10 protein-coding genes are annotated in these 15,934 nt (G+C 63.3%); 4 read left to right on the top strand and 6 right to left on the bottom strand.

Features of this window, described 5'->3' with window-relative positions; translation table 11 throughout:
- Window positions 1-450 precede the first annotated feature (450 nt).
- The gene (locus ACIA75_RS27835) at window positions 451-3,729 is read left to right on the top strand and encodes a protein kinase (protein WP_397109062.1); all 3,279 of its coding nucleotides are present in this window, start codon (window positions 451-453) and stop codon (window positions 3,727-3,729) included.
- A gap of 543 nt (window positions 3,730-4,272) precedes the next feature.
- On the opposite strand, the gene ACIA75_RS27830 is transcribed toward ACIA75_RS27835, so the two are convergent.
- The 3 genes from ACIA75_RS27830 to ACIA75_RS27820 all read right to left on the bottom strand — a co-directional run bounded on the left by ACIA75_RS27830 (window position 4,273) and on the right by ACIA75_RS27820 (window position 7,239).
- The gene (locus tag ACIA75_RS27830) at window positions 4,273-5,295 is read right to left on the bottom strand and encodes a LacI family DNA-binding transcriptional regulator (protein ID WP_397109060.1); all 1,023 of its coding nucleotides are present in this window, start codon (window positions 5,293-5,295) and stop codon (window positions 4,273-4,275) included.
- A 238-nt stretch (window positions 5,296-5,533) separates the two neighbouring features.
- Window positions 5,534-6,310, bottom strand: coding sequence for an SDR family NAD(P)-dependent oxidoreductase (locus ACIA75_RS27825; protein WP_397109058.1), 777 nt, complete (start codon window positions 6,308-6,310; stop codon window positions 5,534-5,536).
- Window positions 6,307-7,239: a sugar phosphate isomerase/epimerase family protein gene (locus ACIA75_RS27820; RefSeq protein WP_397109056.1), complete on the bottom strand. Its 933-nt coding sequence runs from the start codon at window positions 7,237-7,239 to the stop codon at window positions 6,307-6,309. Before ACIA75_RS27820 ends, ACIA75_RS27825 begins: the two co-directional genes overlap by 4 nt.
- Before the next feature lie 193 nt (window positions 7,240-7,432).
- On the opposite strand from ACIA75_RS27820, the gene ACIA75_RS27815 reads away from it, so the two are divergent.
- The gene (locus ACIA75_RS27815; RefSeq protein ID WP_397109054.1) at window positions 7,433-8,674 is read left to right on the top strand and encodes an MFS transporter; all 1,242 of its coding nucleotides are present in this window, start codon (window positions 7,433-7,435) and stop codon (window positions 8,672-8,674) included.
- 70 nt (window positions 8,675-8,744) lie between these two features.
- Window positions 8,745-10,493, top strand: a complete 1,749-nt coding sequence (locus ACIA75_RS27810) for an FAD-dependent oxidoreductase (protein WP_397109052.1) — start codon at window positions 8,745-8,747, stop codon at window positions 10,491-10,493.
- Window positions 10,494-10,671: 178 nt separating this feature from the next.
- Here ACIA75_RS27810 and ACIA75_RS27805 read toward each other — a convergent pair whose 3' ends face one another.
- From ACIA75_RS27805 to ACIA75_RS27795, 3 genes are all read right to left on the bottom strand, one after another.
- Window positions 10,672-10,935, bottom strand: coding sequence for a transposase (locus ACIA75_RS27805; protein WP_397109050.1), 264 nt, complete (start codon window positions 10,933-10,935; stop codon window positions 10,672-10,674).
- A 54-nt stretch (window positions 10,936-10,989) separates the two neighbouring features.
- A complete protein-coding gene (locus ACIA75_RS27800) occupies window positions 10,990-11,955 on the bottom strand; it encodes a LysR family transcriptional regulator (protein ID WP_397109048.1) in 966 nt (321 codons plus the stop codon).
- 230 nt (window positions 11,956-12,185) lie between these two features.
- The gene (locus tag ACIA75_RS27795; RefSeq protein WP_397109047.1) at window positions 12,186-14,504 is read right to left on the bottom strand and encodes an ATP-binding protein; all 2,319 of its coding nucleotides are present in this window, start codon (window positions 14,502-14,504) and stop codon (window positions 12,186-12,188) included.
- A gap of 435 nt (window positions 14,505-14,939) precedes the next feature.
- Here ACIA75_RS27795 and ACIA75_RS27790 point away from each other — a divergent pair, with 435 nt between their 5' ends.
- Window positions 14,940-15,884, top strand: a complete 945-nt coding sequence (locus ACIA75_RS27790; RefSeq protein WP_397109045.1) for an SDR family oxidoreductase — start codon at window positions 14,940-14,942, stop codon at window positions 15,882-15,884.
- Window positions 15,885-15,934 lie beyond the last annotated feature (50 nt).

Below are 15,934 nucleotides of genomic sequence, written 5' to 3'. Positions count from 1 at the left end.
GCTACGACAAACTCGCTGTCCGCTACCTGGCCACGGTCCGCGTCGCCGCGATCAACCTGTGGTTATCCGGCCACAGCTTATGAAACGCGGCCTAGTCGGCGGTTTATGGATTGTTCCGGCGATGGCAGCGAGCCGGAGGTGGGTGGTGATCCTGAAGACTCGGCAATACTTCGCCGAAGTACCAGCTCCGCGCCACCGGTCGTCGGGCGTCCACTGTAGGCGATGTAGCGATCTGCTACAGGGTCGAGCGGTACGGCGAGAACCGCGTACTCGGCACCGCTCATCGGGCCGTATTCCCCCAGACCTGCCGCAAGCATTTCGGCGAGCGTCCGTTGAGCGTTCTGTGGGCAGGGCCACGGATTCGGCACTTCAAAAGTAGGCACCACGCCGAGAGTCGGTGAGCGGTGTAATCTATATCTGTTCGGAACGGCGTTTCGCAGGTGGCCAACGATGGACTCCGATGAGTGCAGGACAGAGCGTGACCTGGGAGTGGTCGCGGAGTTGGGTGCCGCCGGATTGGAGGACGCCGAGGAAGTCGGGCGGGGCGGTTTCGGTGTTGTGTTCCGGTGTAAGCAACCCACCTTGGACCGTACGGTGGCAGTAAAGGTTCTTACCTGTGACCTCGATGATGTTCGGGAACGTTTTTTTCGCGAGCAACGTGCGATGGGCCGGCTGACAGGTCACCCGAATATCGTCGGCGTGCTTGAGGTCGGTGAAACTGCAACCGGTCGCCCCTACTTGGTCATGCCGTACTACCCGCAAGGTTCGCTGAACGAACTGATACGCGGCGGTGCGCCATTGTCGTTACGGGATGTCTTGCGGTTGGGAGTGAAGATTGCGGGAGCGTTGGAGACAGTCCACCATGTGGGTATCTTGCATCGCGATATCAAGCCAGGGAATGTCCTGCTCTCCGACTATGCAGAACCGGCTCTGACGGATTTCGGTATCGCACACCTTGCCGGTGGGTTCCGCACCGCAGCCGGCGCGGTCACCGGGTCGCCCGCGTTCACCGCTCCAGAGGTCCTCAGCGGAGGCGAGCCCAGCGAGGCATCGGATGTGTACGGGTTGGGAGCTACGCTGTTCTGTGCGCTTACCGGGCACGCTGCGTTCGAACGGCAGGTCGGCGAGCAGGTGGTTGCGCAATTCCTGCGGATCGCGACCCAGCCGGTCCCGGATCTACGGGATAAAGGGATCCCGGAGGATGTCTCCGCCGTAGTCGAGTCGGCGATGTCCCGTGAAGAGAAACGTCGGCCCATGGCTGCGGTGTTCGGTGAGCAGCTCCAGCGCCTTCAGGCAGCACATGGTTTCCCGATGGACGAGATGGCGCTACGGGCGGAGCTGAGCGACGAGAGCGGTCGGCGGGAGATGGGAGCACCCGCACGCCGGGCCAGCAGTCCACCCAGCGGGGCGGTTCAGCGGGGTCGCGTCGGAAATTTACCGCGGGAGCTGACCAGCTTTGTCAATCGCCGCAGCGAAGTCTCGGATGCGAGGAACCGACTGGCAGAGTCGTGCCTGGTAACCCTGACCGGGCCTGGCGGTGTAGGTAAATCACGACTTGCGCTGCGCATCGCCCACAAATTGCAAAAAAATTTCGTGGGGGGAATATGGCTGGTCGAGTTGGGAGAGCTGCACGACCCAGCCTTACTGGTCGATGTCACCGTGTCGGCGCTCGGCCTTCGTGAGACGAACAGACCCGTACTCGACGCATTGGTGGATTTCCTCTCAGCGCGCCGGTGCCTGTTGATTTTCGATACCTGTGAGCAGGTGATCGAGGCGGTTGCTGAACTGATGGAGACGCTGCTGCAGGCGTGCCCCCAGCTGCGGATCCTCGCGACGAGCAGGGAAGCTATCGGCATCGGTGGGGAATCGGTCCTGGCGGTCCCTCCACTGAGGTTCCCGGACCTAAAAGCCGGCCCGACCTTACGGCAAGTTGGGGGCTATGACGCGGTGATGCTGTTTGCCGAGCGCGCCGCCGCGACAGTACCGGGCTTCCAGCTATCCGAGGAAAACCGAGAAAGCGTCGCCGGAATCTGCGCACGATTGGACGGATTACCGTTAGCGATCGAGTTGGCCGCAGCCCGGCTTCGAACGATGTCGCCCGAACAAATCCTGGAACGGTTGACCGATCGATTCGCCACTCTGACCCGCGGCAGCCGGAGCGCGCCAACACGGCAGCAAACGCTGGGGTGGTGCATCGGCTGGAGTTATGACTTGTGTACACCCACCGAACAGCGACTGTGGGGACGACTGTCTGTCTTCGCCCGCAGTTTCGAACTCGATGCCGCACAAGCCGTTTGTGGTGCCGGAATGAGCGAGCCGGAATTCATAGACACCTTATCCGCTCTGGTCGACAAGTCTATTATTTCTCGGGAAGAAATCGGCGACTCGGTCCGATTCCGGATGCTCGAGACCGTGCAGGAATACGGCATACATAAGGTCCGGTCCGACGGAGAGTATCCGGATCTGCGCCGGGGGCATCGCGACTGGTACGAGCGTCTCGCGCTCGAGGTGGAAGCGGACTGGGTGAGTTCCCGCCAAGTTGAGTGGGCCGCCCGCGTTACGCGGGAACTATCAAATCTGCGAAATGCGCTGGAATTCAGTCGATCAGAAGGTGATGCGGCCGGGTTGCGAACCGCCGCTTGCCTGCACAACTTCTGGGCAGCCACTGGACGATTCAGTGAAGGGCGCCGCTGGTGCGAGCGAATACTGTCCACCATCTCCAGCGCTACGCCGGTTGAAACAGCCAAAGCCCTTTGCGCGGCGGGTGCGTTCGCCGCGACTCTGGGCGACTTTACAGCTGCCCGTGCTGACGTCGCCGAGCTCAGTGCCCTCGCCGCCGACACTGTTGGCACTGCGATCGACGGTTGGTTCGGCTATGCCGATGGATTTACCGCATTGACCAGCGGCGATCTATCACGTGCGCTCACTCGGCTGACCGATGCGCTCGATGCCTTCACCGCGCAAGGTGATACCGCCTTCCGACTCAGGGTGAAGGCCTCGATCGGTTGGAACTACGTTCTCCTCGGTGACATGGACCACGCGATCACCTGCCTCGACGAGGCCCTGGCCGAAGCGCAGTCGCTCGGGGACATCTATTTCCAATCGCTGGCGCTACGGCCGCTGGCGCTCGCAGTGTGGCGCAAAGGCGAACCAGAGCGAGCGCGGCAGTTGCTAACTGAGGCTCTCCGGACTGCGCGGCAGATCGTCGATCCGCTACTTGCCGCGATTGGATTGGAGATTCTGGCATGGATCGCGTGTGAACAACAGGAGCTGACGCGGGCGGTCGTTCTATTGGGTGGAGCGGACGGGCTCGCTCGCTCAGTCGGTGGCTCCAGCATGGTGTATCGCCAAATGCTGTCCTCTCGCAGAGAATGTGAGCGCCGGTCCCTCGAAGCGGTCGGTCGCCGTGAATATGACCGGGCATATGAGCAGGGACTCTCTATGGGTTTCCACGCAGCGCTCGGATACGCGCTGGGCGAGCAACAGGGAGCTGGGGCGCCGGCGTCAGCGATCTTGACCAAGCGTGAGAATGAGGTGGTCGAACTCGTTGCCGAGGGATTGACCAACAAGGCGATCGCGGCCCGGTTGGTTATCTCCCAGCGGACGGCACAAGGACATGTGGAGCATATCCTTACCAAATTGGGCTATACCTCACGGGCGCAGATCGCGGCGTGGGCAGTCGAGCACTCCAGTGAAGGGCCTGGGGTGAAACCCCAGCAGACGAAGTGACAGTTCCCCCGCTCTCGCAGTATCGAGGTGCTCAGGGCGGCCCCGAGCGCTCCTATGCAGCTCCTTCGACGGACCGAGGTCGTTCCTGCTGTCGATGCCCATCACGGTTACGTCAGTGGACCGCGGTGAATCGCGGGCTGACCGCCGTCGAGGTCGGCGGACAGCAGCGTTGCGACTCACGGTCGCTGACGTCGGAGACCTGAGCCTGCGGCCCCGGCTGCGATCTGTGCGCGTGAGGTGGAACCGAGTTTGGTGAATCACCCGGGTTCGATGCGCACCGGGCTATCTGTCTCCAGCCGTTTGCTGGGGCAGGTTGGAATAATAGTCGGCTTCGTACTCGGCCGGTGGTGTGCGGCCGAGGCGGTGCGTGAGCCGGGAAGTGTTGTACCAGTTGTTCCCCGCGAACCGCCACGCTTTCGCTCGCGCTTGTACGAGGGCGGACCCGAGGGCCGCCAGCACTTTTCGTGAATGGTTGGCCGGCGTCGTGATCAGCCTTGACTCGGTCGGGTCCGAGGCCACCCGGAATTGGCATGAACGGGGAGGTTAATCGCTGGGTGCGGCACACCTTGGGGCTGGACCTGTGGTCCCACGCACCTGGAGTCGGACGGGGAACACTCGCGGACCGGGTTCTTCGATCGCGTTGTCGTCCAATCGCGCAAGTAGCAGCCGGACTGCTTCGGCAGCCATATCTTCGATCGGCTGGTGGACGGTGGTGAGGTTGATCATCGACCATCCTGCCTGGGGGGAATCATCGAAGCCGACGACAGACAGTTCTTCCGGTACCGATACGCCGATCCGAGCGGCTGCATCCAGCGTGGCAAATGCCAATTCATCGGTAACGCAGAAGACTGCCGAGGGCGGATGGCTCAGCGACAGCAACGAGGTCGCCATCTCCATGCCATGGTCGTGTGTCAGGTTTGCTCGTTTGACGTAGTCATCGCTTAGTGCAATACCTCGGCGTTCGAGTGCTCGCCGGGCACCGTCCTCGCGGGCGGCACCATTGGTGCGATCGCGGGGCACCGACAGAATGGCAATATCTCGGTGACCAAGGTTGGTCAGGTGATCGATTACCATTTCGCCCGCACCCTCGTCATCGGAGAGGACCACCTCGAGAGATAGCGTAGGATCATCCCGGCTGAGTAGCACCACCGGCGTATTTCGTTCGAGAACTCTGCGCACGGTGCGCGACTTCAGTCGGGCGGAAACGAAAATCATGCCGTCTACGGTCGCCGGATCGAGCACATCTACGCTGTCGACCTCCTCCGGAACATCCGGATCGCGGATCAAGGCGATCCGATAGCCCCGTTCGCTGAGCAGGTGCTGAATGGTATCTACAACCATGGGATAAAACGGAGACTTCAGGTCGGCAACCACAACGCCGACCGTTCGCGCGCGCTTGGTGACCAAGCTGCGAGCTGCCGAGTTGGGAACGTAGCCGAGTTCACGTGCAGCGGCGAGTACACGTTTTGTCGTTCGCTCGGCTACGGCAGGATCTCCGCGCATGACGCGTGAGACTGTCGTCTGGCTCAATCCCAGGTAAGCGGCGAGATCGACACTGGTTACCACAAGCGGATCCTACCCAAAGGTCAGGCGGTGCCGGTTTGCCGCACACGCGATCTCTGGCGCCGGTGGCGTGGCCTTTTCGCCGCCCATCGAACGCTCCGAACAATCATCGTCGCCTCTCTGCTCTGGTGGGTGAACGGCTGGTGGCCGACGCCCACCGCGGTCCAAAAACTCGGGACCGCGGCGAAACGCGGAACAGTCGACCGATCAGGTGTTCAGAAGGCTTGCTATCGGCTGTTCGTCAGGCGATGTTCCGGCCGCCGCTGAGATCCAGTGTTTGACCGGTGACATAACTGGCCTCGGTCGAAAGTAGCCAGGTCGCCAGGGCTGAGAACTCCGCGGGCGTGCCGACCCGCCCCATGGGGACGCGTGAGAGCAGCGCGGCGTTGCGTTCCGGACTGAGATCCTCGAGCATCCGGGTCTGCATCATGGAGGGCGCAATCGCGTTGACGGTCACATTGTGTTCGGCGACCTCCTTGGCGGCGGTTTTGACCAGTGACACCACCGCGGCTTTCGATGCGGAGTACGCGGCCTGGAATGGATTTCCCTCGCGCGCGGAGATCGAGGACAAGATGGCAACCCGGCCATAACCTTGCTCGACCAGCGTGGGGAGGATTGCGGCGAGGCCGTGAAAGCACCCGTCCAGGTTGACACTCATGGTCCTTGACCAGTCGTCGAATGGCATGTCCGCGACTGAGGTTTCGGGGCCTTGAACGCCGTGTGCGAATAGGGCGCCGTCGAGGCGGCCATACCTGGCCAGCACGCGGGACACGGTCTCGTCCCATGCTGCACGGTGAGTGACGTCGAGAGTCTCGACGTCGCGGGATCTTTCGTGTCCGGTACCGACGACATCAGTGCCTATGACTGAGGCGCCTTCGCGACCGAGCCGTTCGACGGTTACCGATCCGAGGCCGCCGGCTGCACCGGTGACGAGGATGACGCGTCCGGCGAACCGACCGGGATAGAAAGTCGAAGGGTCAGCGGCAGTGGCGTTCAGGGCGTGGTCGGCTGCGGTCATCGAAGGGTTTCCTGTCGTTCGGAGTCAGAAGTGGTGACCAACTCGTGTGTTGCAGCGAAAATTCGCTTCAAATGCGCCGCGATTCCCCGTGTTTCGACGAAAGTGACGTCGGGAACCTCCACGCTGATCGGGACGCCTGGCAACGCCCGCAAGATATCGACCAGTGGAAACGCGCCCTCACCGGGCACCTGCCGTTCGGCTCGTGATTCGATCTGGCGGGCGGATCCGTTGGTGTCTTGACCGAGGGGCATGCGCGTCGGAGGTGTGAGGTCGAGGACGGTCGCGGGACCGTCGCACAATTGGATTACCTGAACCGAACCCTTGGGGGCAGCCACGAGGTCGCTGATGGTTCCGCCGCTGCGAACGAAGTGTAGGACGTCGAGCATGATGCCGCACCCGGTCTGCTCCGCAATGGTTGCGCCTATGCGGAAGGTATTGATCTGCTGGTATGAAATCGGCTCGATCGATGCGGTGATTCCGAACTCGCGGGCATCGCGGACAAGGGCTGCCAGTGAATCTGTCATCCGGCGCGGGTTGTCGTCACCGCCGATCACATTGAGTATCCGGGCCCCGAGCGTGGCCCCGGCCTCGAGGACCGGCATCCACTCGTCGCGACCGCGTACGCCGTCGAGGGTGAAAACCTCTACGTCGAACACTGTCAGTCCGGTGTCCTCGAGTCGGGCGAGCGTCTGTACCGACATCGGCGAACCGAGGCTCATGGGGTACGAGTTCTCCGACGGGGTGGCGGGATGTACCCGCACACCGACCGAGTTGAAGCCGTAGTCGGCCGCAGCGTCGACCAACTCGGGCGGTGTCAGCTGCAAGGCCGACAGATGGGCCAGTCCGATTGAGCGTGTCATTAACCGTCCTTCGCGTACTTCTGGTGGGGAGTTGACGTACAGCCGCCGCCTACTTATGCTGTGGATCACAAATTGACTACGTAGTCATTCAAGCATGGCGCCGCATCAGCCGCAACCGCCTACAGCTCGCTATTGCCTCCAGGAAAGAAACACACTCATGACAATTTCGAATCCCTGTTCGGCGACGGGCGGTACCGCTCCGGCCGATGAAGGGGCCGTTGTACCGGCTCCGACCCGATCACCCGGGTCACGGCGTGCGGCAATGGCCAGCACGGTCGGCGCGATCGTCGACTGGTACGACTTCTTTCTGTACGGGACCGCCGCCGCCCTGGTATTCGGGCCGACGTTCTTCCCCTCCGAGAACCCGATGGTGGGCACTCTCGCTTCGCTGGGATCATTTGCCGTCGGATTCGTCTTCCGTCCGATCGGCGGGGCGATCTTCGGGCACTTCGGCGACCGGGTCGGACGACGGAAAATGCTGGTGATCACCATTTTGATCATGGGCCTGGCCAGCACCGGCATCGGTCTGCTGCCCAGCTATGCCGCCATCGGCATAGCTGCCCCGATTCTGTTGATCAGCCTGCGCGCGGTACAAGGCATCGCGGTGGGCGGTGAATGGGGTGGGGCAGCCCTTATGGCGGTGGAGAACGCGCCGAAAGGAAAACGGAACTTCCTCGCGAGCGGCGTGCAGATCGGTTCGTTCCTCGGACTGCTCCTGGGGACGTTCGCATTCTCCATCGTCACCAACCTGACCACAGATCAGCAGTTCGATTCGTGGGGTTGGCGCTTGCCATTCCTGATCAGCATCCTCTTCACGGCCGTCGGGCTCTGGATCCGCACCGGTGTCCCCGAGTCGAAGGTATTCGCCGAGCTCGAAGAGACGAAGAAGAAGCAAACTGCACCCCTGTTGGAGGCGCTGACAACGAGCCCCAAGCAGATTCTCGCGATTATCGGGATGCGTCTGGTCGACCAGTGCACGTTCTATCTGGGTTTTACGTTCTCGCTGGTCTATGTCGAGAACTACACCGAAACCCCGCCGAGTAGCGTGCTGACAGCATCGATGGTCGCACTCATGCTCGCAGTGCCGATAACCTCGTTGTGGGGTTTCCTCGCCGACCGGTTCGGTCCGCGGTGGTTCTACATTGTCGGGCCGCTGTGCGCGGCCGCCGCCGGAGTTCCGTTCTTCTCCGCGCTGGAAAGCGGATCGATGCCGATGATGATTCTGGGGTTCTTCATCCTGATCAACCTCGGACACAACATCTCCACATCGGTACAGCAGACCTGGTTCACCGATATGTTCGACGCCCGAATACGCTACAGCGGGGCGGGTTTCGGCTACGCGGTAGCCGGCGCCGTGGGCGGATTCGTGCCCTTGATCGCCACCGCCCTGCTCGATGAAAGCGCAAGCTGGAGCCCGGTAGCGATCCTGCTCGCCGCCGCGTGCGCTATCGCGCTACTGACCGGATTGTGGTCGTACCGGTGGATTGATCAGGCTCAACGATGACAGACACCCTCGCGTGCGACCTCATGGAAGCCACTGCCGTTACTTCCACCACCTCGAACGGAGATACCCTGTGACCGCCCAGACCGCGGCATTTCCCACTGATCTCGACACCGACGTACTCGTTGTCGGCTCCGGCGCCGGCGGGCTGTCCACCGCAGTGACCGCGGCATACCACGGGCTCCGTGTCGTGGTCGTAGAGAAGGCCGACGTATGTGGCGGGGCCACAGCGTGGTCGGGTGGCTGGGCTTGGACGCCCGGAAACCCGCTCGCCAAGGCTGACGGCGTCGATGAAGACCCGGAACTATTCCGTACTTACCTACGTCATACGCTCGGGCACCGCTATCAGCCCGATCGGATCGAGGCGTACCTCGAAGCCGCTCCCCATATGGTCGGCTTCTTCCATGACCGGACGTGCCTGCAGTTCACGCCGGGCGCGAAGATCAACGATATCTACGGCAAGACTCCGGGCGCCGGGACCGGCCACCGTTCGGTCGGACCGACGCCGATCAACGCGCGGCGGCTGTCGCGGCGTGTCCGCGAACTCCTGCGCGGACAGTTGTACGAGACCTCATTCCTCGGTATGGGCATCATGGCCGGCCCCGATTTGACCAAGTTCCTTTCGGCCTCACAAGGCCGGCCGGCCGGCCTCGTGCATGCGGTGCGGCGGGTCGGAATGCACATGTTCGATCTGGCCCTGCACCGGCGTGGGATGCAACTCGTCAACGGGACCGCGCTCGTGGGCCGACTCTTGCAGAGTGCGGAGGACCTCGGAGTGGAAATCAAGGTCAGCACGCCGGCTGTGCGACTGTTGACCGACGACGATGGACGCGTCACCGGGGCCATCGTCAAGGGACCGGAGGGGGAGTACCGCATCCACGCGGCGCGCGGTGTCGTCCTCGCTTCCGGTGGGTTCCCCAATGACGTCGAGCGTCGCCGGGATATCTTTCCCAGGACGCCGACGGGGGCCGAGCACTGGACGCTCGCGCCGCGGACTGCAGACGGGGATGGGATCCGACTCGGTGAATCCGTCGGTGGCCACTTCACCGCAGACCTCCATTCGCCTGCGGCATGGTGTCCGGTCTCTCTCGTGCCGTTCCGCAACGGCCGGACCGGAACATTTCCACATATCATGGATCGTGCCAAGCCCGGCTCGATCGGTGTGCGGCGAGACGGGAAGCGGTTCGTCAACGAGGCCAATGGATACTGGGATTATGTCGAGGCGCTCATCGCGGCAACACCAGAAGGTGAGCCCGTCGAGTCGTGGCAGGTCGCGGACTCGCGATTCGTGCGGAAGTATCCCCTCGGTATGGCCAAGCCACTACCCGTGCCGTTGTTTCCGTACCTACGCTCCGGGTACTTGAAGAAGGGGCGCACGCTGGAGGAGCTGGCGCGCAAGTGCGGAATCGACCCCGCCGAACTCCGCGAAACCGTGCAGCGGTTCAACCACAATGCCAGGCGCGGCGTGGATCCCGAGTTCGGGCGCGGCAAAACCGAATTCAACCGCTATGGCGGAGATCCCGCTATTGGCCCTAATCCATCCCTCGCGCCGATCGAAAAGGGCCCCTTCTATGCCGTCAAAGTTGTGCCCGGATCCTTCGGAACATTCGCGGGACTGGCCGTGGACGGGCGCTCACGGGTACTCAGCGCATCCGGACGGCCCATCCCTGGACTGTTCACCGCGGGCAGCGACCAGGCCAGCGTCATGGGTGGCTACTATCCGGCCGGCGGCATCAATATCGGATCGGCGCTCACCTTCGGTTATATTGCCGGCCGTGAGCTGGCCGGAGCGCGAATAATCGAGGATGGGGCTGATTCATGAGAAATCCGGTCAGTCTGCAAATTGCTCACGCAGAGCGGTTTTGCGAAACTTGCAAGTAGCCGTGCGGGGGATCTCGGAGAGGAACTCGAATCGATCCGGCCGGCGGCGCCGATCCGGTTGAGTATCTCCCGATGCAACGCATCCAGTAACCCGGTATCGGCCAACGCCGGCAACGCGGTCAGCACCCGATCCCAGGTGCCGTCGGCGGCGTAGCGACGGTGCCGTTTCCACACCGTCTGCCACGGCCCGAACACCTCTGACAGGCTCGCCACGCTACGCCCGTGCGTAGCCGGTACAGCATCCCCTCGACGACGACACGGTTGTTGGAAAAGTTACGGCCCACGCGCCCTCCGGATTTCGGCAACAACAACTCGAGCAGTTCCCATTGCTTGTCCGTGAGTACCCGATACCGATCACCTACTACCGTCACCACGGTACACATAATGCACGAGCGGCCCGTCACCGCGGAGTCGACCGATCCGCACTATGTCGAGTGCTACGCCGGTACCGGCCAAGCGGTCGGGGGCGAAGTCCGCAGTATTCGTGGCGGGGCGCCGTCTGACGCCGCGCGGCCGACGTGTGCCGGAACCTGGGAGATACCGGTGACGAATTCCAGGAAGCGCCGCGCGGCTCGACCACTCGGCCCGGGTCGACGGACGACCGCTCCATAGCGCCGGAACGCGGTGGGGTCGCTGAGGGGGACGGTACCGGCCGATGATGTGTGTCCCGAATGGGCGGCGGGCACGACAGCGATGCCCATTCCAGCTGTGACCAGGGCATTCAAGGTGGACAATTCGGTGACTTCGAACTCGATCCGCGGATCGAATCCCGCCTCCAGACACAGTTGGTTCGTCACCTGCCGCAGGCCGTACTCGCCCTTCAGCGCGATCATGGGTTCGTTCGCCACATCGGCCATCGCGACACGGTCGCGGCCTTCGAACGCATGCCCCGGGGGAACTCGCAGACACAGCGCCTCACTACCGAGCGGTATCCACTCGAGATCGTCCGCGGCCGGCTGCGGAGCCACGAATCCGATATCGATCTGCCCTTGCCGCACGTTGCCGACCACGGAGTCACAAGCATCTCCGTGTAATTCGAATGACGTGCCGGGTGCGATTCCACGGTAGCGAATGAGTAGGTTGGGGATCAGCCAGCCGCCGAAGGAATGCGCGAAACCGAGCGATACCGAGCCTCGATCTGGATCGACCAGGTCGGCGATCCGCTCTTCCCCACTGTGGAGCTCGTCGAGTGCGCGCAACGCGTGAGTCCGGAACAGCTCTCCGTACTTGTTCAGCCGGAGCCGGTTCTGGTTGCGGTCGAACAGTTGCACTCCGAGCTTGCGTTCGAGCCGGGCCAATGCCCGCGACAGCGTCGGCTGACTGATGTGCAGCCGGATCGAGGACTCCGTGATGTGCTCGGTCTCGGCCAGCGTGACGAACCATTCGAGCTCACGTAGTTGCATGGTCGATTCACCTCCGGGCGGAACGCCGCACTGGCGGATACCTACCCGGTGGTCCAGCATTTGGAGTTCCAGTCGAGAACGGGTCCATCCATCGCACATGGGGCTGTTCGGATGGGAACTACACCATCTCTCGCGGGGTGTGTCCGTGACATGCGGGGGAATACGTAAGAGCTACGTAATTCCGGAGCTACGTACCCATGCGGCACGGGACATGGGTACGGCGCCGTGCATCATGGTTTCTTGCCGAGTGTGGTAGCTGCCCACAGGCCTGCTTCTGTACGGGAGCCGACGCTCAGCTTGGTCAGAATGTGTTCGACGTGTGCCTCGACCGTGCGTGGGGAGAGCACCAGCTTGGTTGCGATGGCGCGGTTGCTGAGGCCTTCCGCGAGCAGCGCAGCCACTTCTTTCTCCCGCGGTGTCAGCAGGTCGGCCGAGGCCACCGTGTCCGGTTGATCCGGCGGCATCTCGGCGCCCGGTCCCAGCGCCAGCCGCATCCGCTGGCCGCGGTCCAGTCGGCGCCCGATATTGCGCTGGCGGATGAACGTATCGTCCCCGAGCCGCTCCCTGGCGGCAGAGGTTATCTCCAGATATCGCGACCCCAGCCAGCCCGGGACTTCGGCATCGATAATCGTCAGCTGGTCTGCGACGATGCCCAGCAGCTTCGCCGCCGTCCGGGGATCGCCCTGGTCCAGGGTAATTCCGGCCAGCAGGTGGAGGGCGACCGCGCTGCCGAAGTCGTCGTGATAGTCCCACCGCAGAGTGAGGCACTGCCGGGCGTACTCCCCGGCGACGTCGAGGTCCTGCCGCGTCCACGCATCGAACCCGAGCATCCACAGCGAATAGGAGCGGCCCCAGGTATCGCCGAGGCGCTCGCTGCGTTCGATCGCCTCCAGGCCGGCTGCGGCGGCTCCCGCATGGTCTCCGGATATGCTCCTGATCAATCCGAGGAGGAACGAGGTCATCAGCAGGCCCTCGGCATCCTCCTGCTCCCGGTGCCCGGTATAGGCGGCCTCGAGTGCGGAGCGGCTGGCCTCGAAATCTCCGGCAACCAGGGCGGTGAGTCCTGCCCAAGTGGAGGCGCGCGCGGCGATCTGCGGATCGCCGATCGCCGTGGCGATCGTGCCGGCCTCGTCCAGGAAATCCTGGGCGATACGAGTTTCGCTGTGCAGTGCCTCGAACCATGCCGCTGCCCACAGCGCGTTGCCCCGCTCGGCGCAGGCGGTGGTATCTGCGGCAAGGGCTCGTTCCAGCCAGCGTCGGCCTTCGCGTAGGTGGCCGCTCATCCACCAGAAGCGGAGGTTCGCGGCGAGTTCGAGGGCGCCATGGGAGCCCCCGGCGGCCCGCAAGAGATCATCGAAGGCCAGTTCGAAGTTGTTGTGGTCGCACTCCCATCGCCGGGCGATAACGGCTTGGTCCGGGCCGAAAAAGCTGTCGGCGGCGTGCTTCGCCCAGCTCCGGTAGTACGCCGTGTGGGCTTGCCGGGCGCGACCGTGGTCTTCGCTGTTGCGAGCCTGTTCCCGAGCGAAGTCGCGCAGCGTTTCCAAAAACCGATAGCGCATATCGCCCTGGACGATTTCGGTGAGGACGACCGATTTGGATACCAATCCGTCGAGCGCGTCGAGCAGCTTTATGCTGTCCAGCGGCGGGAGCCCGCACACGGCACGGATGGCGGGGAGGTCGGCGCTGCCGCTGAACACGGCCATTCGCTCCCAGAGCAGTTGCTCGTTCGGGGAGCAGAGGTCGTAGCTCCATCGCACCAGCGCGTCCAATGACCGATGGTGCGGTGCATCGGTGGGGTCGCCGGAGGCCAGTAGCGCGAATCGGTCGTCGAGATTGGCCAGCAGTTCGTGCACCGACAGCGACCGTAGCCGTACAGCGGCGAGCTCGATGGCCAGCGGCATTCCATCCAGATAGGCGCACAGCCGCGCGACCGCCGCCGCCGTATGCTCGGTGATCTCGAATTGGTCGTTGACGGCTTTGGCTCGGGCTTCCAGCATGGCCGCGGCCGGATACTCGCGGAGTTCCTCGGCGGTAACCTCGCGATGGCCGGGCGGGACTGCCAGCGGGCGGACGGCAACGACACGTTCGCCCCGAATGCCCAAGGGTTCTCGGCTGGTCGTGAGTACCCGCAGCTCGGTGCAGGCGGAAAGAAGAGCCGACAGCAGTCGCCGGCATCCGGGCAGGACGTGCTCGCAGTTGTCCAATATCAAGAGCATCGAACGGTCGGCCACGTGCCGACGGAGCTGTTCCTCGGCATCCATGGTGGTCAGAGTGCCCAGGCCGAGCTGGGTCACCACGGCTTCGGCGACGGTGTCGGAACTGCGCTGTGCGCCGAGCTCGACAAACCACCGGCCGTCCCGGAACGCCCGGCCGAGGGTGGCGGACAAGGCTGTGGACAATGCCGTTTTACCCACGCCCCCGGGCCCTGTGAGCGTGACCAGACGGGCCCCGGAAAACAGTTCACGTGCGCTCGCCAGCTCGCGTTGCCGCCCGAACAACTCCGCCGGTGGTGGCGCCGGTGTCCGAGCCCGGGGTGCTTGCTTACTCATCTCGGCTATTGTGCTCCAGCGCGACACCGGTCGTCCTGTATTTCCCGGTGGCATCAGTCGGACCCGATCGCTTTCGCCGTTATCAGGCAGATGGTTCGCGAGGGACTTCCAGGCGGGGCCATACACGAGATGCATCGACCGGTCGAATTTCCTGGCATTGTCGCAGCCGAGGTGGTTCAGCATTCTGGAATGGCTGGTCCGTGACGTCTGTCACGACAGATTCGGACATGAGCACGATAAGAGAGAAATCACGAACCTGTCTTTTCCGGCCGTGGTCAGGTCCGTCATCGGTACACCGGAGAACGCTGACCGCGCTTTTCCCGAGACCTACCGCGCGAGACCTTCCGGAGGCCGCTCTGCTGACCCGCTCGGGGCTCCGGGCCGCGTTCGGACAGCTCGTCCAGGAAATCAGGACTCGAGAAGAAGGAGATAATCGTGAGCCGAATCGTCATCAGTGGAGCCTCCGGCGACCTCGGACGGCGTGTTACGAGGTTGCTGTTGAACGAGGACCCCGACGCTGAGTTGACGCTTGTAACACGTACGCCGGAGAATCTCGCAGATCGCACAGGCCCGGGCATCGCAATCATGAAAGGTGACTACCGCGACCGGGAATCGCTCGATGCTGCGTACTCCGGCGCGGACACTCTCTTTCTGATCAGTGGTCTCAACCTGGGTCGGCGAGTTTCGGAGCATCGAAACGCCATCGACGCCGCCGTGCGAGCGGGAATCCGCCATATCGTCTACACCTCGGTGGGTGGTGGCGGACTTCCGAACAACCCCGCATTGTCGGCGAAGGACCACTACCGGAGTGAGCAGGACCTGCAGTCTTCGGGGATTGCCTACACCATCCTGCGCAATCACCTCTACGCCGAGATCGTGAGCAAGATCTGGGTAACCCCCGCTGTCGAGAGCGGCCGGCTGGAGATGGCCACCGGCGAAGGCTTCCTGTCCCCGGTCGCAAAGGGCGATGTGGCCAGGAGTGCCGCCGCCGTGCTGCGCGCCCCCGCGCGTCACGGCGGCGCCATCTACGAGATCACCGGGCCCGAGCTGTTGAGCATGCGAGACATCGTGCGCATCGGTTCCGAGGTACACGGGGTACAGATCGAATACCGTCCGGTGACCGCGGAGGAGAGGCTCGCGCACTTCGACTCGATCGGTATTCCACGTACCTATGACCCTGGCATGCCGCCCAGCGCCGAGGGCCACATGTGGGCCAGTGACGAGCTGGTATCGGCCGATTTGGCGGCCGCTGAGGGTTTTCAGGCGATTCTCACCCACCAGGTGAAGCAGATCACGGGCCGTGAGCCCGAGCCGCTGCGGGCGGTGATGGAGCGCGTCAAGTCGGTGCGCTACGACCAGATCGACGACGATGCCGCCTGACAGGCGGTTACCTTCTCGCCGATCCTGCGTCGGACTCGGCCTTCCACAAT

The organism is Nocardia sp. NPDC051750 (assembly GCF_044453135.1).
Taxonomy (GTDB): domain Bacteria; phylum Actinomycetota; class Actinomycetes; order Mycobacteriales; family Mycobacteriaceae; genus Nocardia.
The sequence above is the reverse complement of the archived record's forward strand: the minus strand, read 5'-3'. Positions and strand labels throughout refer to the sequence as shown.

Excerpts from the sequence above, each read along its gene's own strand:
- ACIA75_RS27825 (WP_397109058.1), bottom strand. The coding sequence starts at position 6,310 with ATGACCGCAGCCGACCACGCCCTGAACGCCACTGCCGCTGACCCTTCG.
- ACIA75_RS27795 (WP_397109047.1), bottom strand. The coding sequence starts at position 14,504 with ATGAGTAAGCAAGCACCCCGGGCTCGGACACCGGCGCCACCACCGGCG.
- ACIA75_RS27815 (WP_397109054.1), top strand. The coding sequence starts at position 7,433 with ATGGCCAGCACGGTCGGCGCGATCGTCGACTGGTACGACTTCTTTCTG.
- ACIA75_RS27835 (WP_397109062.1), top strand. The coding sequence starts at position 451 with ATGGACTCCGATGAGTGCAGGACAGAGCGTGACCTGGGAGTGGTCGCG.
- ACIA75_RS27800 (WP_397109048.1), bottom strand. The coding sequence starts at position 11,955 with ATGCAACTACGTGAGCTCGAATGGTTCGTCACGCTGGCCGAGACCGAG.
- ACIA75_RS27805 (WP_397109050.1), bottom strand. The coding sequence starts at position 10,935 with ATGTGTACCGTGGTGACGGTAGTAGGTGATCGGTATCGGGTACTCACG.